A 25362-nucleotide genomic window follows, 5' to 3' on the forward strand; every position below is an offset into this window, starting at 1 on the left:
TCGTATGTCAGGAAAAGTTGTAATTTTTAGAATTAAATGTTTATTTATGTAATTAAATAAATACGCAATTCCTGTGTTTGTCCCTGAGCTTTTAGCTCAAGTCACCGCGTAGGTTTGGTTGAATTGTGCTTGCTGCCATTCGCCAGATATCAACACTTGGTGTAAGTGTTCCACGGCGTGCCATACATCTTCAAAGCCTACGTACAGCGGCGTAAAGCCGAAACGCAGAATGTCTTTGTGCTTTCCGGTGCCGCCGTCACCCTTGCGGAAGTCACCAATCACGCCGCGGGCAATCAGGGCCTGAATGATGGCGTAAGCCCCGCTGTCCTGGCCATCCACGCCCAGGCCTTCTTCACGCGTGAGGCAGACCTGGGAGCCGCGCGATGCATGGTCACGTGGGGTGGCAAGGCCCAGGCCGTACCCTTGGCAACGTTCCTCAACTAGTTTGATGAATAGATCGGTCAGCGCCAGCGACTTGGCGCGCAATGCGGGCATGCCGCCAAAGGACTCGGCTTCGGTATAGATGTCGATGCCGCACTGCAGCACGCTCATGCTGATCACGGGCTGGGTGCCGCACAGATAGCGCTGAATGCCTTGGGCGGGGTGGTAGTCGGGCACGAACTTGAAAGGCTCGGCATGGCCGAACCAGCCTGACAGTGGTTGCCAGAAGCGGTTGATCAGGCGCGGATGGGCCCAGACAAAGGCGGGCGAGCCGGGGCCGCCGTTGAGGTATTTGTAGCTGCAACCCACGGCAAAGTCGGCATTGGCCGCCTTCAGGTCTACGGGCACGGCGCCTGCGCTGTGGCACAGGTCCCAGATGCAGAGAATACCTTTGGCATGGGCTGCCTTCGTGACCGCCGCCATGTCGTGCATGGCCCCGGTGCGGTAGTTGACATGGGTGAGCATGGAGATCGCCACATCATCCTGCAGCGCTGCGGCGATGTCTTCGGGCTCCAGCAGCACTAGCTCCAGGCCGTACTCTTGGCAGACGGACTGGGAGATGTAGAGGTCGGTCGGGAAGTTGCTGCGCTCGCTGATGATTTTTTTGCGCTCTGGAGCATCTTCCCGGGCGATGCGTGCGGCGGCGCTGAGCACTTTATAGAGGTTGATGGAGGTGGTGTCGGTGAACACCAGCTCGCCTTCGCCCACGCCCAGCCACGGTGCAAACTGGTTGCCCAGACGCTCGGGCAGGGTGATCCAGCCGGCCTTGTTCCAGGATGTGATGAGGTCTTGGCCCCATTGCTGCGTCACCACTTCAGCAGCGCGGGCGGCGGCTGCCTTGGGCTGTGCGCCCAGAGAGTTGCCGTCCAGATAAATCACACCCTCGGGCAGGGCAAAGCGCTCGCGCAGGGGGCGCAGGAGGTCTTGTGCGTCCAGCGCTTGGCAGTCTTGCAAGGTCGTCATCGTCATCCTCTATGTTTTTGATAGCTGCAAGTCCATATTTTGATTGGGCTTGCGGGCGTTTTATATGCAAATTTAGGGCAAGGCCCGCAAAATGGCTCTCACCGGCGATGCATCGGCCTCGGTGAGTTTGAGAGGCAGGGCGATCAGCTCGTAGTCGCCTTCGTCCACAGTGTCGAGCACCAGATTTTCGAGAACGCGCAGATTGCGCTGGCGGATGACCATGTGGCTGTCTAGAGTCTTGCTGCTGGCCGGGTCAATGCTGCCGGTGTCGATGCCGATGAGTTGGACGCCGAGGTCGGCAAGTTTGCTCACGGTCTCTGGCGCATAAGCGGCAAGGTCGGGGTCCCAGCCTGTCGGGGCTTTTTGGTAGGTGCGCACCAGCACGCGCTGGGGCAAGCTGGCGTTGATGGCATGTTCAATATGCTGCCACTCAATCAGTGGCCCGCAGCCGATGGCGTGAATGACGCGGCAGGGGCCGAGGAAAGCATTCAGATCTACAGCTCCAATGGCGGCGCCCTGCGGGTCGTAATGCAGCGGCGCATCGGCATGCGCGCCCACATGGGGCGAGAGGTGGATGGCGCTGACATTGACTGGGCAGCCCGGGCCAATGCTGGCAACCCATTCCTGGCTGTAAGGTGTATCACCCGGAAACACCGGCGCGGCAGGGTGAATAGCGGGGGAGATATCCCAGATTTGGCGTGTCATGGCTTTAGGCTTTGTTAGCGCGTGGGCGATACCAGAGTGTGTAGGCAGCAACCAGCAAGATCAAAAAGGGCACACCTACCAGCGTTGTCGTATAGAACTCTTTGGTGAACAAGGTGGTGACGATCACGCCCAGCATCAGCAGCGCACCGATGAAGGACAGTACCGGAAAGCCCCACATGCGGAACTCCAGTTTTTTGCCGGGGTTCTCGCGCTGCCAGCGGGGGCGAAAGAACAGGTGGGTCACAAACACCATGAACCACGCAAACATGGCGCCGAACATGGCAATCGACATCATCAGCTCCAGCGACTCCTTGGGCTTGAAGACGTTGAGCACCATGGCCACGGCCATACCCAAGCAAGACACCGCAATCGCGCCCAGTGGCACGCCGCTTTTGCTGAGCCGGCTCAGGCGCTTGGGTGCGTATCCACCGCGCGAGAGACTGAACATCATGCGAGAGGTGACGTAGAGCTGGCTGTTCATGGCCGACAGCGATGCCAGCAGCACCACAAAATTGAGAGCAGCCGCCGCGCCGGGGATCTGCAGAATCTCCATCACCTTCACAAACGGACTCTTGTCTGTGCTGGCGTGGCTCCACGGAACGATGGCCAGCATCAAAGCCAGCGACAGCAGATAAAACAGCACCAAGCGCACAACCGTGGAGCGAAAAGCGCGGGTTACGGCCTGCTTGGGGTTCTGGGCTTCACCGGCAGCAATCGCGATGGACTCCAGACTGAGGTAGCTGAAGATGGCGACGATCACGCCCACCCAGGTGCCCCACCAGCCGTTGGGAAAAAATCCCCCATCAACAAAGTAATTCTCAAAACCCACGCCTTCGGGGCGCGTGCCAAACACCACATAGGCGGCGATCAGGATAAAGGCCACGATGGCAACCACCTTGACCATAGAGAACCAGTACTCCACCTGACCAAAGGCTTTGACGCTGGTGGCATTGATGGCGGCGAGCAGTACGGAGAACAGGGCGACCCAGATCCATTGATCGACAGCCGGGAACCAGTAAGCCATGTATTTGCCCACGGCCGTGACTTCCATGCCCACGGCCAGCACTACAGCACCCCAGTAGGCGTAGCGCACCACAAATCCGGCCAGCGGGCTGATGTAGTGTTCGGCATAGGCGCCAAAAGAGCCTGAGGTGGGGTGGGCCACCGTCATCTCGGCCAAGCAACCCATGAGCAGCAAGCCGATGAAAGCGCCAATGGCGTAGCTGATCAGCACACTGGGGCCGGCAAAGCCAATGGCAAAGGCACTGCCCATGAAGAGGCCAGTGCCAATGGCGCCGCCAATGGCAATCATGGTCATCTGGGCCGAGTTCAGGTGCGGTTGCAGTCCTGTCTCGCGTTGCTGAATACTCTCAAAGTTAGCCATTGCTTACATGTGGATGCTGAAAATTAGAATGGCAAGTATCCCGCGAATACTTGTAACCAATCTTTGCATTCCAGAAAGCCCCGAAGCGAGTTCTGGCTGATACGCGATCGCTAGCGGCTCTTAGTGATTTGCCTGCGCGTAATTGCCGGGCGTGAGCGCATGGTGAGCCTTGAAGGCGCGCTGCATATGGGCTTGATCTGCAAACCCCATTTGTTGAGCCACAGCGGCCAGTGACTGACCTTGGGCTAATAGGTGCCTTGCGGCATTAAGCCGCAGATTGAGACGGTACGACCCCGGCGTGACGCCGGTGGCGGCCTTAAAGCGGTGGCTGAATCTGCTCGGACTCATACCGCATTGCAGGGCCAGAGCTTGTAGGCTGGTGTCAGCCTCTGGGTTGCTGTGCAGCTGTTGTAAGGCTGGCAAAACGGCATGAGGCGGATCGCCGCAAGCAGGGGCGCTGCTGCCCAGCAGGCGCAAAAAATCGGTCAAAGACTGTATGTAGGCTTGGGTCTTAGATGGGTCGGCGTTGCTTGCAAGCGGTCGGCAAAGCTGATCTACCCAGCGTGAAGCCTCTGGATCGCTTGGTGCGTGCTTAGCAAAGCGCAGCGACGGGACGCCGAGTTGCTGATGCACCCAGTCGGCTTGCACAAACAACATGCGGTAAGACCAAGGCTGTGATGTCTCGGGGTTGCAAGCATGCCAGTGCTCGGGTTCAAGCAGCACTACGCGGCCTACTTTTAGGACTGCGGTGCCTTGATTATGGACAAATAGGGTTTCGCCTTCATCCACGATGCCGATGGAGTACTGCGCATGGGCGTGCAGCCGGTAGCTGTAGCAGGATTGCCGGCTGATGCGCAGCTCTGCAAAGGGCAGGCTGGGGTGGCGGTGAAATTGATGGCTTGGATCAGACATGCGTGCTCATCATGCCAGCATGCTGACCACGCTCACCAGCAGCAACATGGCTAGACTTTGGTTGAGTCGTCTTTGGCGCATGGGGGTGTTCAGCCACTGCGTGAGGGTGCGCCCCAGAGCGGCCCAGCAGCCTATGCCAATCAGGCAGGCCAGCAAAGAGACGGCGCAAAATAGCAAAAGTGCAGTCTGCACAGGCATGTCTTGAGCCGCAAGTGGTGCGACAAACATACCAACACCTGAGAGCGCCACCAACCATGCCTTTGGGTTGAGGCACTGAATCACCACACCTTGTCCAAATACTTTTGCCAGCGATTTTTGTAATGATTCTTGCGGCGATGTGATGGCCTTGAGCTGGGCTGCATCATCTGTGGGGGCATGAGCGAGCCGCCAAGCCAGCCATAGCAAGTAAGCGGCGCAAATGCGCGGCGTCCAGCGCATCAGCTCTGGGTGCTTTAGCAAGCCATGCCCGCTTTGCCCCATGAGCCAAGTAATGACCGCATAACTGAGGCTGGCGCCAAGTACATACACAAAAGCGGTGATTCGGCAGTGTGCGCTGCCAAGGCGTAAGGCCAGCACGTTCACGGGGCCGGGCGTAATGGCACCGACCAGCGCAAATCCAGTCATGGCCAAGAGTGAAGAAATCATGAGAAAACCTGTTGTGCGAGGTTTTTGAGTCTGGGCTTTCTGCTGCGCTGGGTATTGAACAAAATTGCGCTCTGCAGATGACTGAGCTTGATGTCGCTAAAAATTTTGAATCATTAGCAGTAAAACGCTGAAATGTCTGACGCTAGGAATTAGTAACTTGCGTTACGCTTAGACGCTTTTTGGCATTTCATCTCCACTTCCCCCTCATGTTTCTTGCTCAACCTTTCCGCCAATCTTGCATCTGGCCTGCTGTGCGTATGGTTGCGTGTACGGACGTGGGCATGACACGTCAAAACAATGAGGATGCGGTGGGCATCCATCCTCAGTCGGTGCCATGGCCTTTGGCAGTGCTGGCTGATGGAATGGGGGGCTACAACGCAGGCGAAGTGGCCAGCGCCATGGCCGTTGACTTGATCACGGCGGCTGTGCGCAATGATGCTTGGGCGAGCAGCTCTCCCAAAGTTGCGCAGTTTGAGTTGATTGATGCCATGAATATGGCCAATCAAGCCATCTTTGCTGCCGCGCGATCAACGGCTGAATGCAGTGGTATGGGCACGACAGTGGTTGCGGCGCTAGTGCTGGACGAAGATGTGTTGATCGCACATCTAGGCGATTCTCGCGCCTACGCTTGGCGTGCCGGGCAGTTGCTGCGCCTAACGCGTGACCACTCATTGGTGCAGCATGAGCTAGATGCGGGTTTGATCACACCTGAAGAAGCCTTGAACTCCCGCTACGGCCATCTGGTGACCCGGGCTTTGGGTGTGACAAATCAGGTTGAGCCAGAGCTGACGTATTGGCCGCTTGAGCATGGCGACCGTATCATGCTGTGCTCAGACGGCCTGACGGATATGTTGCCTGACGCTTGTCTGCAATCCCTGTTTGAGGAAAACCAGCCACTGCCGCAGTTGCTGCAGTCGCTGATAGCAGCGGCTAATGCTGCTGGCGGCAAAGATAATATTGGCGTGGTGCTGATGGAGGAAGAGGCCTAGACGCGCAGTCTTTGCCTTGCCCTGTTAATTAGAGCAACCCGCTTTCTAGCTCCGTCATGCCATGGCGGCGGCGCACACGGTTGCAGGCATCTGAGCCCGCTGCAAACTCACGGCAGGGCGAGGGTCGCCATTCATAAATGCCGCAACTGGCCTTTTCTCCCACTTTCCCCATCAAGGCTGCGCAACGCGGTTTGGCCCAGTCCGTGCCGCGCATGCGGCAGGTGTAGTCCGTAACTTCCTCGATCAGGCCTGCGGGCACGCGCCCCCCGTTCTCTTGAGATTCATGAACCGAGAAGTCAACGCGAAAAGACGCGCAGCATGCGCCGCAGCTAAGGCAGGGGTGAGTCATTGAGGGCACAGGCTTGTCGGAAGATGTCTTGATTTTCTCAGCAGGCCGACCCCTTGACTGCGCCGAGCTGCAGTTTTGTCAAACTTGGCTTTCAATACCCGGCAAAACTCCATGCTGCTGCAGCTTATTCGCCACTACTGTCGGCTAATCGCCTACAGTCAACGCAAAATGAGAATCGAACTCAATTAAAAAACGCGGCTTTGAGCCTTTTACAGTCCGCTGTAGCCCCGTCTGCGGCAGTGTCAGTTACTTCGTCCATGAATTCTTTTTCTGTTCAAGCGTCTGAATCCGGCGCGCAACCCTGCGGCGCAGGGCTCAGTTCTGCAAGCGCTTTACCTGTTATGGGGCTAGATCAACTGGCGCCCCATCAAGCCGCCCGAGTGGTGGACCTCTCGCAAGCCGATGGTGAGGATGAAAGCCTGTTGCTCAGATTGATGGAAATTGGCTTTTTGCCAGGTGAGTCAGTGCGTATTGTGGCGACGGGCTTTCCAGGCCCTGATCCACTGGCCGTGCGTATCGGCCAAGCTACGTTTGCGCTGCGCCGCCATGAAGCGGCCAAGGTGCTGGTGCAACTGGAGGCGCTGGTATGAATATGCGTGAATCTCAAATCAGCATGCCAATTTCTAAGGCTTCGGCAGAGCAAGCGCCGCTGCGTGCTGCTTTACTGGGCAATCCCAACTGCGGCAAGACTGCGCTCTTTAATTTGATGACGGGTGCGCGCCAGAAGGTGGCCAACTACGCCGGCGTGACGGTTGAGCGCAAAGAGGGCTGGTTGACTACGCCAGCAAAGCGCCGCATTCGCGTGCTGGATTTGCCCGGCACCTATAGCTTGGATGCGCACAGCGAAGATGAACGCATCACGCGTGACATCGTCAAGGGCGACCACCCGCGAGAGGCGCCTCCCGAGTTGCTGGTATGTGTGACCGATGCCACCCATCTGCGCCTGAACCTGCGCTTGGTGCTGGAAGCACGTGCGCTGGGCTTGCCCATGGTGGTTGTGCTTAATATGAGCGACATGGCGGCGCGCCGTGGCTTGCTGGTGGATAAGGCCAAACTCAGCGAATTGCTGGGCGTGCCTGTGGTTGAAAGCGTGGGCGTGAAGGCGTCTGGCGCCAAAGACTTGCTCGCTTGGCTCGATAGCGATCAGGCGCATCAACTCAAGCCGCCCGTTATCGACGGTCAGTTCAAGCCGGTGACGGGAACGAACTCCCGCGCCCAGTTGCTGGCCCTGCATCAGCAAGTGGCCGAGATCATGCGCGCTGCCGTGCAAGAGCCTGCCGTCGCCACCCAGCGTGATGATCGTATTGACTCTGTGGTGCTGCACCCGCTGTGGGGCACGCTGCTGCTGATTGCTACGCTGTTCTTGATGTTTCAAGCCGTCTTCAGCTGGGCTGAGCCCTTGATGGGCGGTATTGAAGGGCTGGTGGCAAGCGCTGGTCAATTGGTGCACGACGTGCTGCCGGATGGTGTGCTGCGCAGCTTGCTGGTGGATGGCGTCATCGCCGGCACAGGTTCGGTGGTGGTGTTCCTGCCGCAGATTCTGATTTTGTTCTTCTTCATCTTGGTGCTGGAAGACTCTGGCTACCTGCCGCGCGCTGCCTTTTTGCTGGACCGCATCATGGGCAGCGTGGGTTTATCGGGGCGCTCCTTCATTCCGCTGCTGTCTAGTTTTGCTTGCGCTGTTCCGGGCATCATGGCGACGCGATCGATTTCCAGCTGGCGTGATCGCCTGCTGACCATCATGATTGCGCCGCTGATGACCTGCTCGGCACGTCTGCCGGTTTACACGCTGCTGATTGGCGCGTTTATTCCTGAGCAAACGGTGGGCGGCATTTTCAACCTGCAGGGCTTGGTGCTGTTTGCCTTGTATGTGGGCGGCATTGCCAGCGCCATGGGCGTGGCTTGGGTGGGCAAACTGATCAGCAAGGTCAAGATCCGCACGCCGCTGCTGATGGAGCTGCCCTCTTACCGCGTGCCCAGCGTGCGCAGCCTGATTTTGGGCTTGTATGAACGCGCCATGATCTTCTTGCGCCGCGTTGGCGGCATCATCTTGGCGGTGAGCATTGTGCTGTGGTTCCTCTCCAGCTACCCCGGTGCACCTGAAGGCGTGACCGAAGGCGCTATTCGCTACAGCTTTGCCGGTCAGATTGGTCAGGCGCTTGAAGTGGTGCTGGCCCCTATTGGCTTTAACTGGCAAATCTCCATTGCGCTGGTGCCCGGTATGGCCGCCCGTGAAGTGGCGGTAGGCGCGTTGGGCACGGTCTACGCCTTGTCGGCTGTGGGTGATGACGCCATTGCCCAGCAATTGAGCCCGCTGCTCGCTAGCAGCTGGTCGCTGGCGACGGCCTTGTCGCTCTTGGTCTGGTTTGTGTTTGCGCCGCAGTGCATATCTACCTTGGCCATGGTCAAACGTGAGACCAATGGCTGGCGCTACCCGCTGCTGATGACGGCTTACCTGTTTGCGCTGGCTTACTTCGCCAGTTTTGTGACCTATCGCATCGCTCTGGCTTTGGGCTGGGGTTGAGAAAGGATTGGCTATGTGGCAAGAGTTAATGGTGGGTGCGATTGTGCTGGTGGCCGCGGTGTCGCTCACCTGGCGCTATGTGCCGGCCAGCTTGCGTAGCAAGCTGGGTCGTGTTCACCCGTCACTGGCTCCTAAGGCCAAGGGTGGTTGCGGTAGTTGCAGCTCCTGCGGCGGTGATAGCTGCTCGGATACGCGCAAAATCTAATGGCTTAAAGCTGCCTAGAACTGCCTAAAACTGCTTGATGCAAGAAAGAGCCATGCTGACTTCAGCTGGCTCTTTTTAATTGGGCGAACAGGGCTTGTTCGCACTCTGGGTCGTCACACTGCTCGCAGCCCTTGAGGCGCATGCGTGCGCTGGGTTTCCAAGGATTTTGCGTTGCAATCCAGTTCCAGTCTGAACTGGGTGCTATTGATTTTAAAGACTCAGCCAGTTGCAGCCACTGCGACGAAGGTTTACCGTACAGCATCACATAAGGGCGCTGCTGCTCGCTCAGTCGTTCGCGCCAAGCGCTAATTTGCAGTGCAATCGCCGGGTCGCAGTCGCTGTCTAACCAGTCTTGGCCCAGCACATACACCAGCGCTTCTTGTGGCCAAGTTTCATTGGCTTTGGGGGCTAAGCATTGCCAAGAGTGCTCACTGCACTTGCTCGCACCATTCTCCCAAGCTTGTAGCAGGGCATGCGCCATGCTGCGAGATAGCGCGTGGGGCTGGCCCAGCAGCACGACAGTGGGGTAGGGAAGAGTAGTCATGGCTGTCAATGAAAAAGCCAGCGCAAGGCTGGCTTTGGTTGCTGTGCAAGCGGGTGGTCAATGCTTGTAAACCTGAATATAGATTTCATTGGGTTTGACCATACCCAGCTCGTAGCGGGCTTTTTCTTCCACGGTGGCCAGACCATCTTTCAAGTCGTTGACTTCAGACTGCAGTCTGTCGTTTTCGGATTTTTCCAAGGTATTGGCGGCGTACTGCTCTTGAATTTGCTGATGCAAATCTTGCACATAGGCCACGCTGCCATTGCCCAGCCAGAGCTGAGCATGAATTCCAGCAAGAAGCACTAGTAGTGTGATGCAGACGACGCGGTTGACCATAGAAAAGGTGGCTTAAAAGTAGCTTGTTAGCAAGAGGCACCGAGCAAGGGCCGCCCCGCAGCGAGGGTGTCGCCCCCTTTAAGGGGAAGGCGCGAAGCGGCTCAGGGGGCTCTTACTTACGCAGGTTGTAGAAAGCGCTCATGCCTGGGTACACAGCCACGTCGCCCAGATCTTCTTCGATGCGCAGCAGCTGGTTGTACTTGGCGATACGGTCGGAGCGGCTCATAGAGCCAGTCTTAATTTGACCCGCATTCAGGCCCACGGCGATGTCAGCGATGGTGCTGTCTTCGGTTTCGCCTGAGCGGTGGCTGATCACGGCGGTGTAACCAGCGCGCTTGGCCATTTCGATGGCGGCAAACGTTTCGGTCAGGGTGCCGATCTGGTTGATCTTGATCAGGATGGAGTTGGCGATATCTTTGTCGATACCTTCCTTGAGGATCTTGGTATTGGTAACGAACAGATCGTCGCCCACCAGCTGAACCTTCTTGCCCAGACGCTCGGTCAGGATCTTCCAGCCATCCCAGTCGCCTTCGTGCATGCCGTCTTCAATGGAGATGATGGGGTACTTATCGCACCAGCCAGCCAGCATGTCAGTCCACTGCACGGCGGTCAGCGTCATATTGCCTTCGCCTTCCAGAACGTACATGCCATCCTTGTAGAACTCGGAAGCAGCGCAGTCCAGACCCAAAGCGATTTGCTCGCCGGGCTTGTAGCCAGCATTTTCAATGGCTTCGATGATCAGCTGAATGGCAGCTTCGTGGTTTTCCACGGAAGGAGCGAAACCGCCTTCGTCGCCCACAGCGGTGGACATGCCCTTGTGGTGGATGATGGCCTTCAGAGCGTGGAAGACTTCGGCGCCCCAGCGCACGGCTTCACGGAAAGTAGGAGCACCCACGGGGATGATCATGAACTCTTGCAGGTCCAGCGAGTTGTTCGCGTGGGCGCCGCCGTTGATCACGTTCATCATGGGCACGGGCAGTTGCACGCCGCCCATGCCGCCGAAGTAGCGGTACAGGGGCAGGCCGGCTTCTTCAGCCGCAGCGCGGGCCACAGCCATAGACACGGCCAGCATGGCGTTGGCGCCCAGGCGGCTCTTGTTCTCAGTGCCGTCCAAGTCGATCAGAGTCTTGTCCAGGAAAGCTTGCTCGGAAGCATCCAGGCCCAGCACGGCTTCGGAAATGTCGGTGTTGATGTTCTCAACAGCCTTCAGTACGCCCTTGCCCAAGTAGCGGCTCTTGTCGCCGTCACGCAGCTCAATCGCTTCGCGCGAACCGGTGGATGCGCCCGATGGCACAGCCGCACGGCCCATGACGCCGGATTCCAGCAGCACATCACATTCAACGGTGGGGTTGCCGCGGCTGTCCAGCACTTCGCGGCCTACGATGTCAACAATGGCACTCATTGCATTTCCTTTGAGGTTTTTGAAATCGGTACGTGCAGGCTGATTTCATGAGTGAAATCAAGTCCTTGTGCTTGTATATCAAAGACAAGCTGCTATCAAATTCTTTAAGCCTGTGATCTTCTTGCTGCCGTGCGCGCCAAGGGCGAGCGATGCGAGAGCAAGAGGCTGCGGCGGCTATTGTGCCCAAATTTGGCGGGCTACTTTTGTCTTGACCTACTGCTGATGTTGAATTTCTTGTGCAGTGCAAGGCAAGAGCGGCCAGATTGCGGCTGGATAGGCCGCGATGCAGATACAAAAAAGGCATGACGACACGGGTGAACGTGTCAGTCATGCCTAGGTGCATTTATGCAAGCATCCGCATTAATGTTGCTGCAAGCATCAGGGCTGGAAGTTGTCTTCTAAGAAGCCGTTGCGCTTGGTGATGTCATCGAGCGCCACCAGCGTTTGCAGCAAAGACTTCATGTGCTTCAAAGGCACAGCGTTGGGGCCGTCGGACAGGGCGTTGCAGGGGTCTGGATGGGTTTCCATAAAGAGACCCGCCACACCCACAGCCACGGCGGCGCGGGACAAAACAGGCACCATCTCGCGCATACCGCCGCTGCTGGTGCCGTTGCCGCCGGGCAACTGCACGCTGTGCGTGGCGTCAAACACCACGGGAGCGTTAGTCTCACGCATGATGGCTAGTGAGCGCATATCGCTCACCAGATTGTTGTAGCCAAAGCTGGCACCGCGCTCGCAGGCGGTGAACATATCAGGGTCTTGGCCCACTTCAATAGCGGCGGCGCGGGCCTTGTCGATGACATTCTTCATGTCATGTGGGGCCAGGAATTGGCCCTTTTTGATGTTCACAGGCTTGCCGCACTGCGCTACAGCGCGGATGAAATCCGTCTGGCGGCACAGGAAGGCGGGCGTTTGCAGCATGTCCACGATAGAGGCCACATAGGGAATCTCTTCGACGGTGTGCACGTCGGTGAGGATGGGAACGTTCAATTCCTTCCTCACCTTGGCCATGATTTCCAGACCCTTTTCCATGCCGGGGCCGCGAAAGCTGGTGCCCGAGGAGCGGTTGGCCTTGTCAAAGCTGCTCTTGAAGATGAAGTTGATGCCCAGCTCGGAGGTGATTTCCTTGAGGTGTCCGGCCACGTCCATCTGCAGCTGTTCGGACTCGACCACACAGGGGCCTGCAATCAGAAAGAAGCGCTTGTCCAGACCAATATCAAAGCCACAGAGTTTCATGGTGGGTTCCTTTGTGCACACATTGCATGCTTCAAAAACTAAAGCTGCTAGTGCTCTCAATTAAATGACTTGAGCATCATTTGATGCCCAAGTCCTCTATTTTCAAGCGCTAGCAGCTCCTATTTCGGGATTGATTTCCGGTGAACGGGAATCAGGCCTTCTTGCCCGAGCGAGCCTTGTTGTCCATCGCTGCCTTGATAAAGGCATTGAACAGGGGGTGACCTGCCCAAGGGGTGGACTTGAACTCCGGGTGGAATTGCACGCCGATATACCAAGGGTGAGTCTTGGCAGGCAGTTCCACGATTTCGGTCAGCTGCTCGCGCTGAGTCAGCGCAGAGATGACGAGACCGGCTTCGCGCAACTGGTCCAGATACTGGGTATTGGCTTCATAGCGGTGGCGATGACGCTCGGTCACCACTTCGCCGTAGATGCTGTGGGCCAGTGTGCCGGCTTGCACGTCGGACGACTGAGCGCCCAGACGCATGGTGCCGCCCAGGTCAGAGTTCTCGTCACGGGTCTTGATCGTGCCGTCCGCATCCTTCCACTCGGTGATCAGAGCGATCACGGGGTTGGGAGTGGCGGGGTCAAACTCGGTGGAGTTGGCACCTTCAAGGCCAGCTACATGGCGGGCGTACTCGATAGTGGCCACTTGCATGCCCAAGCAGATGCCCAGATAGGGAACCTTGGATTCGCGAGCGAACTTGGCCGTCGAGATCTTGCCTTCCACGCCGCGGGAGCCGAAGCCGCCGGGCACCAGAATGCCGTCGTATTCCTTGAGCAGCTTGGAAGCATCTGTATCGTGGATGGTTTCCGAGTCCACGTGCGTGATCTTCACGCGCACATGGTTGCGCAGGCCTGCATGCTTGAGCGCTTCGTTGACCGACTTGTAGGCATCGGACAGCTCCACGTACTTGCCCACCATGGCGATCTTGACTTCGCCTTGGGGATTTTCCGTCTCATGCACCAGCTCATCCCAACGCTTGAGGTTGGTAGGCGGTGTGTTCAGGCGCAGCTTGTCGCAGATCAGGCCGTCCAGACCTTGCTCGTGCAGCATGCGGGGCACCTTGTAGATGGTGTCCACGTCCCACATGGAGATCACACCCCACTCAGGCACGTTGGTGAAGAGGGAGATCTTTTCCTTCTCTTCAGCAGGCACTTCGTACTTGGCGCGGCACAGCAAAGCGTCAGGCTGAATACCGATTTCGCGCAGCTTTTGCACGGTGTGCTGTGTGGGCTTGGTCTTGAGCTCGCCGGCCGTTTCAATGAAAGGCAGGTAAGTCAGGTGCACAAAGGCGGAGTTGTTGGGGCCCAGCTTCAGGGCCAGCTGGCGAGCAGCTTCCAAGAAGGGCAGGGACTCAATATCGCCCACGGTGCCGCCCACTTCGCAGATGGCGACATCTACTTCGTGATCAGTACCGAGGCCTGCGCCGCGCTTGATGTATTCCTGAATTTCGTTGGTGACGTGGGGGATGACCTGCACGGTCTTGCCCAGATAGTCACCACGGCGTTCTTTTTCCAGCACGGACTGATAGATACGGCCCGTGGTGAAATTGTTGGTCTGACGCATGCGCGTTTCAATGAAACGCTCGTAGTGGCCCAAGTCCAGATCGGTCTCAGCTCCGTCATCCGTCACAAACACTTCACCGTGTTGGAAGGGCGACATCGTGCCCGGGTCCACGTTGATGTAGGGGTCGAGCTTGATGAGGGTGACTTTGAGACCGCGCGATTCGAGGATCGCTGCAAGGGAGGCTGAGGCGATTCCCTTACCGAGGGAAGACACCACACCGCCGGTGACGAAGACGAACTTGGTCATGTCTTTTATTGGTGGTGGTAAAACAGGATTATAGGTGCGCTACGAATTTCGGCGTGGCGTACAGGGATGCTCAAACCGTATAAAAGTGGCTCAGGTCTGCTAAATTGCGCGTCATGAATGACGTGTTCGCAGGCAAACATCTGGTGCTGGGCCTCTCTGGGGGCGTAGCTTGTTACAAATCGGCCATTTTGTGCCGCTTGCTGGTTCAAGCCGGCGCTACGGTCCAAGTGGTCATGACGGAGGCGGCTGAGCAGTTTATGACTGCCGTCACCATGCAGGCGCTTTCTGGGCGCGCAGTCTACACCTCTCAGTGGGATGCGCGTGAGCCCAACAACATGCCCCACATCAACCTCAGTCGCGAGGCTGATGCCATCCTCATCGCCCCGTGCAGCGCAGACTTTATTGCGCGCTTGGTGCAAGGCCGTGCGGATGAGCTGCTAAGCCTGATGTGCTTGGCCCGACCCACAGGCACAGTGCCCCTGCTGCTGGCCCCGGCCATGAACCGCGAAATGTGGGCCCACCCTGCCACCCAGCGCAATTTGGCGCAGGTGCAAGCCGATGGCGCTGCTGTGCTGGGCGTGGGCAACGGCAGTCAGGCCTGTGGTGAGACGGGCGATGGCCGCATGCTGGAGCCCGAAGAAATCATGGAAGAGCTCGCCGCACACTTCACGGCCAAGCGATTGCAAGGCCAGCATTTACTGGTCACCGCCGGCCCCACGTTTGAGGCGATTGACCCGGTGCGCGGAATCACCAATTTGTCGAGTGGAAAGATGGGCTTTGCCATTGCCCGTGCCGCACGCGAAGCAGGGGCTCAGGTTACGCTGGTGGCTGGCCCTGTGCACCTACCCACGCCGCGCGGCGTGACGCGCATCAACGTGCAGTCGGCCCGTCAGATGCAGCAAGCCGTTCAGTCGCAGGTGAGTTGTGCTTCTATTTTTATAGCTACTGCTGCAGTTGCTGATTGGCGCCCTGCCGAATTTTCCGACCAAAAAATCAAGAAAGACGGCTCTGGCGATGTGCCCGCTATGAGCTTTGTGGAGAACCCCGATATTCTGGCGGGTGTCGCCCAGTCCGAGCAGGCCAAGTCTGGCAAGCTGTACTGCGTGGGTTTTGCGGCGGAAAGCCATGACCTGCTCAAACACGCCACTGCCAAGCGCCTGCGCAAAGGCGTGCCACTGCTGGTGGGTAATATTGGCCCGGCCACTTTTGGCAAGGACGACAATGCCCTGCTGCTGATTGATGACAAGGGCACGAAAGAGCTGCCCCACGCCAGCAAAGACAAGTTGGCGCGTCAGCTGGTGGATGAAATTGCGCTGCGCTTGTCGGCTGTGAAGCCGTAATACGACAGCCCTGACACGACATTCCTGCCCCAACACTGAGCCCTTAGGAGCCTGAACATGATCCCTTCCAGCTATGAAGGCCCGAGCAATGGCGACTATGTGGCCTATGTGGACGAGCTGCTGCGCACCAGCCCTGAGTACCGCCGTACACAACGCAGCCTTGCTGGAGCGATGTATTCGGCGGTGATTACGCCCGGCGGGCAGTCCAGCTCACCCATGGCCCAGCTGCGTGAAACCCTGCAAAAAGCCAAAGACATGGCCGAGCAGCAGGTGGAGCGCAAGACCATGATCACGCAGACCGTTGCCAGCCGCACCGCTGCGGCTCAGCCGGTGCGTGGGAGCAAGGAAGAAGCCCAGCAGCGCTTTAAGGCGATTGAGCGGGAGATTGAGAGCCAGAAGTCGCAGGCCGCGACTCAAAAGAAGCCCTGGATTTCGCCAGTCTCTTTAGCGATGATCGTGGGCGGCGCCATCATTGGGCAGTTTGTGCAGGGCTTTGGCATGATGCTCTCCATCATGGGTTTGATGACTCTGGTGGGCGGCGTGCTTAACCGCCTAAAGGGTAAGTAGGCAAAGCACAGCGTCAGGCATTTTCACCAGCTGCAAACGGGCGACAATGGCGCCCTTTATTCAATAACCAGACGCAGCAGCGTTGCGCTCTGGATCACTTAAAAGCCCGGTTTCCGGGCTTTTTGCCAAGGTTTTTATGAACGTAGATGTCAAGATTCTCGATGCGCGCCTGCGCGAAAACATGCCCGCTTACGCCACGCCCGGCAGCGCCGGACTGGACCTGCGCGCCTGCATTGATGCGCCTGTGACGCTGGAGCCCGGCCAGTGGCAGCTGATTCCCACCGGCATGGCCATGCACCTCAAAGACCCCAACTACGCAGCGCTCATCCTGCCGCGCTCGGGCATGGGTCACAAACACGGCATCGTGCTGGGCAATCTCGTGGGCCTGATCGACTCCGATTACCAAGGCCAACTCATGGTCAGCGCCTGGAATCGCTCGCAAACCGCTTTCACGCTGCAGCCTATGGACCGTCTGGCTCAGCTGATGATCGTGCCCGTGGTGCAAGCCCAGTTCAATTTGGTCGATGAATTTGCCGACGCCAGCGAGCGCGGTGAAGGTGGCTACGGCTCTACAGGCAAGCAATAAGCGCAAGTTAACCCTGCTGAACCACCTGCCTGCCAGAGCATGAATCGCAAGCCCTCCAATCGATCGCACCGATTTACGTCATGGACAAAGGTGATGTTCACCGAGGAAGACCGGCTGCGCCATCGTTTGCAAAAGCGTCACTGGCTGCGCCTGCATGCGGCATTGACGGGCGGGCTCAGCCTAGCAGGCATGTCTTTGCTGAGTCTGGGTCTGTTGCATGCGGGCATGCACAGCATGGCGCTGCGCTATGGCGTCTCTTTGCTGTGCGGCTATCTGCTGTATTTGCTGCTCGTGCGTTTGTGGGTGGGCTGCATGCTGCGCCGGGATTGGGATGGAGCTGATGTGCCCGCTGATGTCCCCGGCAGTTCTGGCGGAGGCTCCAGAACCATAGAGCCTGTTGGTCTGGAAAGCGGGCAGGGCGGCAGCTATGGCGGTGGCGGGGCGCAGGGCAGTTGGGATGAAGGTGGTGCTATTTCAGAGGCCGCATCGGCGGGCATTGATTTGCCGGGCTTGGATGGCTTGGACGAGGGCGCTATCGTCGTTGTGCCGGTGCTGCTGATCTTTGCGGCACTGCTGGTTGTGCTCACAGGCACGGGCTCGCTGCTTTGGCTGGTCTTTGGCGCAGACCTGTTTTTGACCGTATCCGTGGAGGTTGCGTTTGCGCTATTGATGGCCAGAACTCTTTATGTGGTGGAGCGCGAAGGCTGGCTGCTGGCCGCTTTGCGCATGAGCTGGAAGCCCGTGCTCGGTGCCCTTGTCACTGCTGTGGCACTGGGCGCTCTGGCGGATAGTTTGTTTTCGCAGGCTGATACGCTGGTGCAAGTGCTGCGCGCATTGCGCGGACACTGATTTTTTGAATGATTTGATAGCGTTTATTGCTTTACCTGTCTTAAATTCTGAGGGTTTCTTGCAAGAAATGAAGCAAGTTACGTGCTGCAAGCTATGACTTTAGGAACAGTCTGCTGATTCCAAAGCTCAAACTATTGTGAGCAAATGTCAATCAGGTCCTCCTCAGGGCGGTGTGCTGCGTTGTAGATAAAGAGCAGGCCTAATAGGGTTTGCATAAACATGTACAACAGATATTGGTACGCATGCACCGTGCATGTGCCAATCAGGAGATTTCAATGCAAGTCATTCAACGCTGGGGCCGCGTGGCCATGGTTGGCGCAATTGCCGCAGTTCTGTCGGCATGCGTTGCCTATCCTCAGGACAGCTATCAAAGTGGCTACCCCGCACAGGGCGGCTATCAGCAAGGGGGCTACTCTGGCTCGGGCTTTCCTGCCACCATTCAGACCTACCCTGTGGGCAGTGCACCAGCGCAAGCCTACCCTGCCAATAACTGTGCCTACAACAATCCCAATTGCTATTCACAACAACAACAGCAGCAACAGCCCCAATACGTTCAGCAGGGACGTGTGATGAATATTGAAACCGTGCGCGTGCAAGACGGCAGCGGTGTGGGTGCCGGTGGTGCCATCGCTGGCGGCGTGCTCGGTGGCGTGCTGGGTAATCAAGTCGGTGGAGGCTCTGGCCGCACACTGGCCACGATTGCTGGTGTAGTGGGTGGCGCTCTGGCCGGTAGCGCAGTGCAAAACAGCATGGGCGGTGGCAGCGTGCGCGACATTTACCGTCTGACTGTGCAGCTGCAAGACGGCAGCATGCGCGCTGTTGACTACCAGTACGCGCCGCAGCTCAGCGTTGGCGAATATGTGCGTGTGGAAGGCAACCAGATTTACCGTCGCTAAGCCATTCAGCTCAGCAAAAAGGGACTCGAAGAGTCCCTTTTTTAATTCGTCACGCTAAGGGCGTGAAGCTGTTCAAAACCGTAGCAACTCCGCCAGAGAGACGCCAAGCAAGAGCCGCCTCGCGACAATGGCGTCGCCCCCCTCCGCAAGCAGAGAGGGGGAAGCGGCGCAGCCGCTCAGGGGTGTTAATGCAAAGTCTCATTGCCCGGAGCTTGGGGCTCAATGCGGAAGAAGCCGGTGCCTGCGGTGCCGCGGCCCACTTCTTCTTCGGTCGCATCGCGCACGGCGGCGATTTGCACATGAATGCGCAGCGCAATACCGGCCAGCGGGTGGTTGCCATCCAGCACCACGTGTTCGGGGTAGATTTCCGTCACGGTGTAGAGCAGACCGGGCAGCACGGGGTTGGTGCCTTGGGGCATGGCGCTGCTCTCGAAGGTCATGCCTTCTTCGATCTCGGCGGGGAACAGCTCGCGCTTTTCCAAGAAGATCAGATTTTCGTCGTAGTCGCCAAAGGCTTCTTCGGGCTCAAGGTGCAGATCCAGCTTGTCGCCAGCTACATGGCCTTGCAGCGCTTCTTCGATGCGCTTGAGCAGGTCGTCACCGCCGACGAGAAAGTCCACCGGTTCGTCCAGCACGTCCAGCTCTTCGCCCAGAGTGTCTTTAAGAATCCAGGTCAGGGCGACCACGCATTGTTGAGTAACTTCCATGGTGTGTATGCAGTTGGGTGAGCTGCAGGCCAGTCCCGCAGCAAAAAATAAAACGCAACCACGGCTGTGGCGCAACGGCGTTCATTGTCCCATGCGTAGCTTGTCACTGCATCAGGGGCGTTTTGTTACACCCTGCAAAAAGCGCTTGCATGGCCTTTACATTGGCGCTCTTGCAGGCATGCATACTGGCCCTATCTTTGGTTCCATAAGGAACGCATCATGACCTCTCAAGAACAACAATTGCTGCAAGATCTGTGCGCCAGGCTGACGCTGACGCAGGGCCAGCCCAAAGACCCGCAGGCCGATGCTGAACTGCGCAGCGGCCTGACCGCAGCGCCCGATGCTGTTTATTGGCTGGCTCAGCGCACCTTGCTGCTGGAGCAGTCCCTGCAGCAGGCGCAAAAGCAGATCACCGAGCTGCAGCAGCAAGTGCAGCAGGCCCAGCAAAACCACAGTCAGGCTGGGTCTAGCTTTTTGTCGGGCGGGTTGAGTACGCACTTTGGTCGTGCGCCAGAGCCCTCTGTGAATGCCGCTAGCGCGCAGCAGCCTTATCAAAGCCCCAATCAGTTTCAGCCAGCCGTGCAAGCATCTAGCTGGCGCGATCGGTTTTCAGGCAGTGCTGCATCCAGCGCATCCCCCAATGCTGTTCAGCCCGCAGCCCCTGCAGGTGGTAGCTTTCTGGGCAGCGCCGTAGCGGCAGCCGCTGGTGTGGCGGGCGGCATGTTTTTGTTCAACGGGCTGGGCAATTTGATGGGCAGCCAGCACGCCAGCTCTGCGAATCCCTTGGCCAGCAGCGAAAGCAAACCGTTGGCGGAGGGCAGCAGTGCGCAGAGCCTGCATGAAGGCGGCGGCACATCCAGTCTGGCTGATGATGCCGGCCTTGGCAGCATCGACAGTGCAGCCAGCGGCAGCTGGGATGATGGCGGTGGCTTTTTTGACGATGACTTTGCTTGATTCAGGAATTTGAGCGTTTTGGCGCTCTAGCTTTGGTTCATAAAGCGCTAGCTGCTATCAAAAAAGAAAAGCCGCCCGGCAGCAATGCGCGGGCGGCTTTTTCATGGGTGCTTGAGTGGCGGTTTAAAACGGGTAGTGGCGCTCTGCTGTCTGCATGGTCACCCAGCGCGTTTCGGTAAACGCGTTAATGCCTTGCTGGCCGCCAAAGTGGCCATAGCCCGAAGCTTTGACGCCGCCAAACGGCATCTGCGCTTCGTCGTGCACGGTGGGGCCGTTGATGTGGCAAATGCCCGCTTCAATGCGCGCCGCCACGCGCCAGCCGCGGGCGGTGTCTTTGGTGAATACGGCAGATGACAGACCGAACTCGTTGTCGTTGGCCGTAGCAATGGCTTCTTCTTCGCCGTTGACGCGCACGATGCCCTTGACGGGGCCAAAAGTCTCTTCGTGGAAGATGCGCATGTCGGGCGTCACATGATCGATCAGCGTGGCAGGCATCAGCGTGTTGTCGGCCTTGCCGCCGCAGATGATTTTTGCGCCCTTGGCCACAGCATCGTCAATCATGGCATTGCAGCGCTCCACCGTGGCCAGATCGACCACCGAGCCCAGCACGACGGGGCCTTTGCGCGGGTCGCCCAGCGGCAGGCTTTGGGCCTTGGCAGCGAACTTGGCGATGAATTCATCAGCGACTTTGTTGTCCACCACAAAGCGCTCGGTAGACATGCAAATTTGGCCTGAGTTGGCAAACGCGCCAAAGGTGGCGGCGTTCACGGCGGCATCAATGTCGGCATCGTCAAGCACCAGAAACGGGGCCTTGCCACCGAGTTCGAGCAGCGCGGGCTTGAGGTACTTGGCGCAGGTTTGACCAATGATGCGGCCCACCTTTGTCGATCCGGTAAAACTCACGCGGCGCACGGCGGGGTGGGCGACGATGGCTTCAACCACGCTGCCAGCGTCTGCGGGGGCATTGGTCACAAAGTTCACCACGCCTGCGGGGAGACCTGCGTCTTGGAAGGCTTCGATGATGAGGCCGTGCGTGGCGGGGCACAGTTCTGAGCCCTTGAGAATGACGGTATTTCCGCAGGCCAAAGCGGTGGAGATGCTACGCACGGCCAAAATCACTGGCGCATTCCACGGCGCAATGCCCAGCACCACGCCAGCAGGCTGGCGTACGGCCATGGCCACGCTGCCGGGCACGTCCGATGGGATGATTTCCCCGTTGATTTGCGTGGTCAGCGATGCGGCTTCCAGCAGCATGCTGGCGGCCAGATGCACGTTAAAGCCTGCCCAGATGCCCGAAGCGCCGGTTTCAGCAGCCATAGCTGCGGCAATGGCTTCACCTTTGGCTTCAAGGGCGTGCGATGCCTTCATCAGCATGGCGCGGCGCGCATTGGGGCCGAGCTGTGACCAAGCAGGGAACGCGGCCGCCGCAGCTTCGCAGGCGCGAATGGCATCTTCTGTCGTTGCGGCTGGGGCGCGGGTGGCGACGGAGCCATCCAGCGGGTTTTTGCGCTCAAAAGTCGCGCCATTGCTGGCGACGCATTCTTGGCCGGCGATCAGCATTTTTTGTTCGATCATTTCTTTATCTCCTTGTCGTTGTTTAGTGGTCACCGCCTAAGTAGGCGCGGCGCACAGCGGGGCTGTTGGCCAGCTCTTTGGCGCTGCCTTCGCCCACGATTCGGCCCGTCTCCAGCAGATATCCGCGGTCCGCAATCGCTAGGCTCTGGCGGGCGTTTTGCTCCACTAGTAGCACGCCCATGCCCATTGTTTTGATGCGCGCCAGAGCGGAGAACAGCTCTTTGCACATCAAGGGTGACAGGCCAAGTGACGGCTCATCGAGCAGCAAAATATCGGGCTGGCTCATCAGTGCGCGGCCCACGGCCACCATTTGCTGCTCGCCGCCGCTCATGGTGCGAACGGCTTGCGGCAAGCGGTCGCGCAGCTTGGGGAAGAGGGTGAAAACCTGCTCGAGATTTTTGGTCTCATTAGCGCGAGCGCGCTGGGGGTGCGCACCTAGCAGCAGGTTCTCTTTCACGCTCAAATCACCAAACACGCCGCGCCCTTCGGGCACCAGTGCCAAGCCGGACTGAACGATGGCGTGGGCGGGCAATTGCATCAGTTCTTTGCCGCCCAACTGCGCACTCGCTCCCGCCAGTGGTGTGACCATGCCGCCCAAGGCTTTGAGCAGGCTGGACTTGCCCGCGCCATTGGCACCTAGCATGACGACCAGCTCGCCGGGCTGCACATTCAGGCTGACTTGGTGCAGGGCTTCGTGCTTGCCGTAGCTCACCGAGATATTGCGTACATCAAGCATTGGCGGCCTCCGTGGCTTTTTCTTCATCATCGCCACCCGCATCTTCACCAAGATAGGCGCGCACCACTTCCGGCTCCTTGAGTACTTTGGCTGTCGGGCCATCGGCAATTTTTGCTCCGGCATTCATCACCACGCAGCGGTTGCACAGGGCGTGCACAGCATCCATCACATGCTCAACCATGAGGATGGTCAGACCTGTGGCTTGCAGCTGTTGAATCAGCGCAATGCCTTGCTGTAGCTCCGTGGGGTTCAGACCTGCCAGCCATTCGTCTAGCAGCAAAATTTGCGGCTCAAGGGCCAGCGCACGGGCAAGCTCTAAACGCTTTTGGTTGATGTAGGTAAGGTCTCCTGCAGGGCTGTGCGCAAACTCGGATAGGCCCACTTGCGCGAGCAGCGTCAGTGCGCGGGCAGTGGCACTTTTGCCAAACAGCGGGCGGGGCTTGAAGGCCATGCCTGCAATGACGTTGTCGATGCAGCTCATGGAGCCAAGCACCTTCACCAGCTGAAAGGTGCGCGCAATGCCAAGGCGTGCGATCTGGTGGCTTTTGAGATGGTTAATCTTCTGGCCCTTGAACAAAATCTCGCCGCCGTTGCTGGGCAGGGCGCCTGAGATTAAGTTCATGGCCGTGGTCTTGCCCGATCCGTTGGGGCCAAGCAGGCCCACCACTTCACCGGCTTGCACATCAAAGCTCAGTTCGTTGACGGCCACCAGACCGCCAAAGCGCTTGGTGGCGCCGCGCAGGGATAGCAGTGCAGTCATGCCTTGCCCCCTTTCTTGGCAAAGATTTTTGCAATGACGCCCGACAGGCCTTGCGGGATGAAATACACGATCACGATAAACACCAGACCCAGCAAAATCGAGAAATGGTTGGGGAAGTTGGCACCCAGATATTCAAACAACAGCACCAGCGGCACGGCACCCAAAATGGGGCCAAACAGCGCACCTGCGCCACCCAGTAGCGCCATGATCAGCGTCTGAAACGAGATAGCGGGTGCAAAGGCAATGCTGGGGTCGATATACGTCCAGCGCGGGGCCATGATGGCGCCGGTAATGGTGATGAACACAGCGCTCACGGTAAACAGCAGCACCTTGGCGCGGGTGGTGTTGATGCCCACGTGGGTAGCCACGGTCTCATCTTCACCAATCACGCGCAGAGCCAAGCCCAGACGCGAGCGGTTGATAAGGGCACGCAGCGCCAGCACCAAGGCCAGCATGGCCAGCAGCTGCCAGTAAATGTCCAGCGTGGTGATCTCTACAAACACGTAGCGGCCCAGATCTTTGGTGATGTTCACTTCCCACCACGTCACCAGTTGCTTGACCAGTTCAGCCAAGCCAAAGCTAAAGATCACAAAATACACGCCGGATAAACGCAAGGTGGACAAGCCCACCAGTAGTGCGGTGACCAGACCCACGCCGGCGGCAATACCCAACACGGCAATCCACGGCAGCGACTCACCAAACACGGCGGTGACATAAGCGCCAAGGCCGAAGAAGGCCACCGTCGCCAGCGAGATATAGCGCGTAGGGCCAGAAAACAGCGCCCAAGACGTGGCCAGCACGCAGTACATAAGGATGCTGATGAGCAGGGACAAGTAGTACTCGTCCGTCAACCAGCGCGGCAGCAGGGCCAGACCCGCAGTAGCGATGGCGCAGAGGGCCCAGATCAGAACTTCTTTGCGGCTCATCGTGCAGCCCTCCCGAACAAACCTGTGGGCTTGAACAGCAGCACCAGCAAGAAAACAGCGTAGTTCACGGCCAGCGTCAGGCCGGGGTCGATGAAGGATGCGACCAGTGTCTCGGAAAAGCCCAGCAGCATGCCGGCCACCAAGCAGCCCATCAAGTTGCCCACGCCGCCCATGATGACGACGATCAGCGCTTTCATCGCAAACATGGTGCCCATGCTGGCCGAAAACGGCAAAAACATGCTGACCATCACGCCACACACCGCAATCAGCGCGCCGCCTAGCCCATAGGCCAGCGCCGCCGTGCTGCGCACATTGATGCCCACCAGATGTGCAAACTGGGGAGCCACTGCCACAGCGCGCACCACCGCACCGGCGCGGGTACGTGTCAGTAGCAGGTATAGACCACCGCCCAGCACCAGTGCAACGACCAGCACCAGCATGCGGTTGGCGGCAACCTTGCTGCCCAGAATTTCAAGCGTGTCCGACAGATAGGTGTAGCTGTGATAGTCGCCACCAAAGCTCACCAGCATGATGCCCTGCACCACAAACAGCATGCCAAAGGTGGCCAAAATGGAGTCCACCTCCAGCGACGGCCCGCCCTTGGCGCGGCGCACCAATGGGGTCAGCAGCAACTGGTAGATGAGCCACTGCACGGCAAAGCCCAGAGGGATAACCAACAGCATCAACAGCAGCGGCGAGATGCCCCAGCCGGAGACTGCGAAAAAGGCCAGAAAGGCCGGTGCAATCAAAAACTCCCCATACGAGAGGTTCATGATGCGCGCCACGCCGTATTGCAGCGTCAGCCCCATGGCAACCAAGCCATAGAGGCCGCCGAGCATGGCGCCTGCGAGAAGAATGTCTATAAAGTTCATAGCGTGTACCGCTGGATATTCGTTGTTCTTGTTATGAAATATTAGCCAAGTAAAGCAATAGCTGGGAATAGCAGCTATTGTTTTTATAGCTTCTTAAAGCTGTGCGAGCGGGTGACTAGCGGAGATCAAAGATGCCGAGCAAGAGC

The 25362-nt window shown here is 58.2% G+C and carries 27 protein-coding genes; 10 read left to right on the forward strand and 17 right to left on the reverse strand.

The features are described 5' to 3' along the window. Positions 1-96 precede the first annotated feature (96 nt). The 5 genes from kynU to KUF54_RS16910 all read right to left on the reverse strand — a co-directional run bounded on the left by kynU (position 97) and on the right by KUF54_RS16910 (position 5050). Positions 97-1404 (reverse strand): kynureninase, encoded by a 1308-nt coding sequence (gene kynU, locus KUF54_RS16890; protein ID WP_219343980.1) that lies wholly within the window; start codon positions 1402-1404, stop codon positions 97-99. 72 nt (positions 1405-1476) lie between these two features. Further along, positions 1477-2109, reverse strand: a complete 633-nt coding sequence (kynB, locus tag KUF54_RS16895; RefSeq protein ID WP_219343981.1) for an arylformamidase — start codon at positions 2107-2109, stop codon at positions 1477-1479. A 4-nt stretch (positions 2110-2113) separates the two neighbouring features. After that, entirely contained in the window at positions 2114-3493 is a 1380-nt protein-coding gene (locus tag KUF54_RS16900) for an amino acid permease (protein ID WP_219343983.1), read from the reverse strand. A gap of 120 nt (positions 3494-3613) precedes the next feature. Beyond that, positions 3614-4405: an AraC family transcriptional regulator gene (locus KUF54_RS16905; RefSeq protein ID WP_219343985.1), complete on the reverse strand. Its 792-nt coding sequence runs from the start codon at positions 4403-4405 to the stop codon at positions 3614-3616. 9 nt (positions 4406-4414) lie between these two features. Continuing rightward, the gene (locus KUF54_RS16910) at positions 4415-5050 is read right to left on the reverse strand and encodes a LysE family translocator (RefSeq protein WP_219343987.1); all 636 of its coding nucleotides are present in this window, start codon (positions 5048-5050) and stop codon (positions 4415-4417) included. A 257-nt stretch (positions 5051-5307) separates the two neighbouring features. Here KUF54_RS16910 and KUF54_RS16915 point away from each other — a divergent pair, with 257 nt between their 5' ends. Beyond that, a complete protein-coding gene (locus tag KUF54_RS16915; RefSeq protein ID WP_219346451.1) occupies positions 5308-6039 on the forward strand; it encodes a Stp1/IreP family PP2C-type Ser/Thr phosphatase in 732 nt (243 codons plus the stop codon). Positions 6040-6067: 28 nt separating this feature from the next. Here KUF54_RS16915 and KUF54_RS16920 read toward each other — a convergent pair whose 3' ends face one another. Beyond that, positions 6068-6388 carry a YkgJ family cysteine cluster protein gene (locus tag KUF54_RS16920; protein WP_219343988.1) on the reverse strand — a complete coding sequence of 107 codons (321 nt, stop codon included), beginning with the start codon at positions 6386-6388 and terminating at the stop codon, positions 6068-6070. 257 nt (positions 6389-6645) lie between these two features. Between KUF54_RS16920 and KUF54_RS16925 the strand changes: the two genes are divergently transcribed. Genes KUF54_RS16925 through KUF54_RS16935 form a run of 3 tightly spaced genes read left to right on the forward strand, consistent with a single transcriptional unit; the run spans position 6646 to position 9117 of the window. Next, positions 6646-6978: a FeoA family protein gene (locus KUF54_RS16925; protein ID WP_219343989.1), complete on the forward strand. Its 333-nt coding sequence runs from the start codon at positions 6646-6648 to the stop codon at positions 6976-6978. Then, positions 6975-8912: a ferrous iron transporter B gene (locus KUF54_RS16930; RefSeq protein ID WP_219343991.1), complete on the forward strand. Its 1938-nt coding sequence runs from the start codon at positions 6975-6977 to the stop codon at positions 8910-8912. The genes KUF54_RS16925 and KUF54_RS16930 overlap by 4 nt, the downstream gene beginning before the upstream one ends. 13 nt (positions 8913-8925) lie before the next feature. Further along, entirely contained in the window at positions 8926-9117 is a 192-nt protein-coding gene (locus tag KUF54_RS16935) for a hypothetical protein (protein ID WP_219343993.1), read from the forward strand. Positions 9118-9178: 61 nt separating this feature from the next. Here KUF54_RS16935 and KUF54_RS16940 read toward each other — a convergent pair whose 3' ends face one another. The 5 genes from KUF54_RS16940 to KUF54_RS16960 all read right to left on the reverse strand — a co-directional run bounded on the left by KUF54_RS16940 (position 9179) and on the right by KUF54_RS16960 (position 14448). Then, the gene (locus KUF54_RS16940) at positions 9179-9661 is read right to left on the reverse strand and encodes a hypothetical protein (protein WP_219343995.1); all 483 of its coding nucleotides are present in this window, start codon (positions 9659-9661) and stop codon (positions 9179-9181) included. Between the two features lie 57 nt (positions 9662-9718). Then, a complete protein-coding gene (locus KUF54_RS16945; RefSeq protein ID WP_219343997.1) occupies positions 9719-9997 on the reverse strand; it encodes a septum formation initiator family protein in 279 nt (92 codons plus the stop codon). A 112-nt stretch (positions 9998-10109) separates the two neighbouring features. Then, positions 10110-11399: a phosphopyruvate hydratase gene (eno, locus tag KUF54_RS16950; RefSeq protein ID WP_219343999.1), complete on the reverse strand. Its 1290-nt coding sequence runs from the start codon at positions 11397-11399 to the stop codon at positions 10110-10112. A 378-nt stretch (positions 11400-11777) separates the two neighbouring features. Further along, positions 11778-12635, reverse strand: a complete 858-nt coding sequence (gene kdsA, locus KUF54_RS16955; RefSeq protein ID WP_219344001.1) for a 3-deoxy-8-phosphooctulonate synthase — start codon at positions 12633-12635, stop codon at positions 11778-11780. 151 nt (positions 12636-12786) lie between these two features. Continuing rightward, positions 12787-14448 (reverse strand): CTP synthase, encoded by a 1662-nt coding sequence (locus tag KUF54_RS16960; protein WP_219344003.1) that lies wholly within the window; start codon positions 14446-14448, stop codon positions 12787-12789. A gap of 113 nt (positions 14449-14561) precedes the next feature. On the opposite strand from KUF54_RS16960, the gene coaBC reads away from it, so the two are divergent. From coaBC to KUF54_RS16985, 5 genes are all read left to right on the forward strand, one after another. Then, complete coding sequence (gene coaBC / locus KUF54_RS16965; protein WP_219344005.1) at positions 14562-15788, forward strand: bifunctional phosphopantothenoylcysteine decarboxylase/phosphopantothenate--cysteine ligase CoaBC; 1227 nt, start codon at positions 14562-14564, stop codon at positions 15786-15788. A gap of 57 nt (positions 15789-15845) precedes the next feature. Next, positions 15846-16355 carry a hypothetical protein gene (locus tag KUF54_RS16970; RefSeq protein ID WP_219344007.1) on the forward strand — a complete coding sequence of 170 codons (510 nt, stop codon included), beginning with the start codon at positions 15846-15848 and terminating at the stop codon, positions 16353-16355. A gap of 136 nt (positions 16356-16491) precedes the next feature. Further along, entirely contained in the window at positions 16492-16941 is a 450-nt protein-coding gene (gene dut / locus KUF54_RS16975; protein ID WP_158384421.1) for a dUTP diphosphatase, read from the forward strand. A 39-nt stretch (positions 16942-16980) separates the two neighbouring features. Further along, on the forward strand, positions 16981-17790 hold the full coding sequence (locus KUF54_RS16980; RefSeq protein ID WP_219344009.1) for a hypothetical protein: 810 nt from the start codon (positions 16981-16983) through the stop codon (positions 17788-17790). Between the two features lie 275 nt (positions 17791-18065). Beyond that, positions 18066-18686 carry a glycine zipper 2TM domain-containing protein gene (locus KUF54_RS16985; protein WP_219344010.1) on the forward strand — a complete coding sequence of 207 codons (621 nt, stop codon included), beginning with the start codon at positions 18066-18068 and terminating at the stop codon, positions 18684-18686. 185 nt (positions 18687-18871) lie between these two features. On the opposite strand, the gene KUF54_RS16990 is transcribed toward KUF54_RS16985, so the two are convergent. Continuing rightward, a complete protein-coding gene (locus KUF54_RS16990) occupies positions 18872-19393 on the reverse strand; it encodes a peptidylprolyl isomerase (protein WP_219344012.1) in 522 nt (173 codons plus the stop codon). Positions 19394-19612: 219 nt separating this feature from the next. Between KUF54_RS16990 and KUF54_RS16995 the strand changes: the two genes are divergently transcribed. After that, complete coding sequence (locus KUF54_RS16995) at positions 19613-20347, forward strand: DUF2076 domain-containing protein (RefSeq protein ID WP_219344014.1); 735 nt, start codon at positions 19613-19615, stop codon at positions 20345-20347. A gap of 123 nt (positions 20348-20470) precedes the next feature. On the opposite strand, the gene KUF54_RS17000 is transcribed toward KUF54_RS16995, so the two are convergent. From KUF54_RS17000 to KUF54_RS17020, 5 genes are read right to left on the reverse strand one after another with little or no spacing between them, the layout of a single operon-like run. Next, entirely contained in the window at positions 20471-21922 is a 1452-nt protein-coding gene (locus KUF54_RS17000) for an aldehyde dehydrogenase (RefSeq protein WP_219344016.1), read from the reverse strand. Between the two features lie 22 nt (positions 21923-21944). Beyond that, positions 21945-22658 carry an ABC transporter ATP-binding protein gene (locus KUF54_RS17005; protein WP_219344017.1) on the reverse strand — a complete coding sequence of 238 codons (714 nt, stop codon included), beginning with the start codon at positions 22656-22658 and terminating at the stop codon, positions 21945-21947. Then, positions 22651-23418: an ABC transporter ATP-binding protein gene (locus KUF54_RS17010; RefSeq protein WP_219344019.1), complete on the reverse strand. Its 768-nt coding sequence runs from the start codon at positions 23416-23418 to the stop codon at positions 22651-22653. Before KUF54_RS17010 ends, KUF54_RS17005 begins: the two co-directional genes overlap by 8 nt. Further along, the gene (locus KUF54_RS17015) at positions 23415-24344 is read right to left on the reverse strand and encodes a branched-chain amino acid ABC transporter permease (RefSeq protein ID WP_219344021.1); all 930 of its coding nucleotides are present in this window, start codon (positions 24342-24344) and stop codon (positions 23415-23417) included. Before KUF54_RS17015 ends, KUF54_RS17010 begins: the two co-directional genes overlap by 4 nt. Continuing rightward, entirely contained in the window at positions 24341-25216 is an 876-nt protein-coding gene (locus KUF54_RS17020) for a branched-chain amino acid ABC transporter permease (RefSeq protein ID WP_219344023.1), read from the reverse strand. The genes KUF54_RS17015 and KUF54_RS17020 overlap by 4 nt, the downstream gene beginning before the upstream one ends. Positions 25217-25362 lie beyond the last annotated feature (146 nt).

The organism is Comamonas sp. Y33R10-2 (assembly GCF_019355935.1).
Lineage (GTDB): Bacteria > Pseudomonadota > Gammaproteobacteria > Burkholderiales > Burkholderiaceae_C > Comamonas.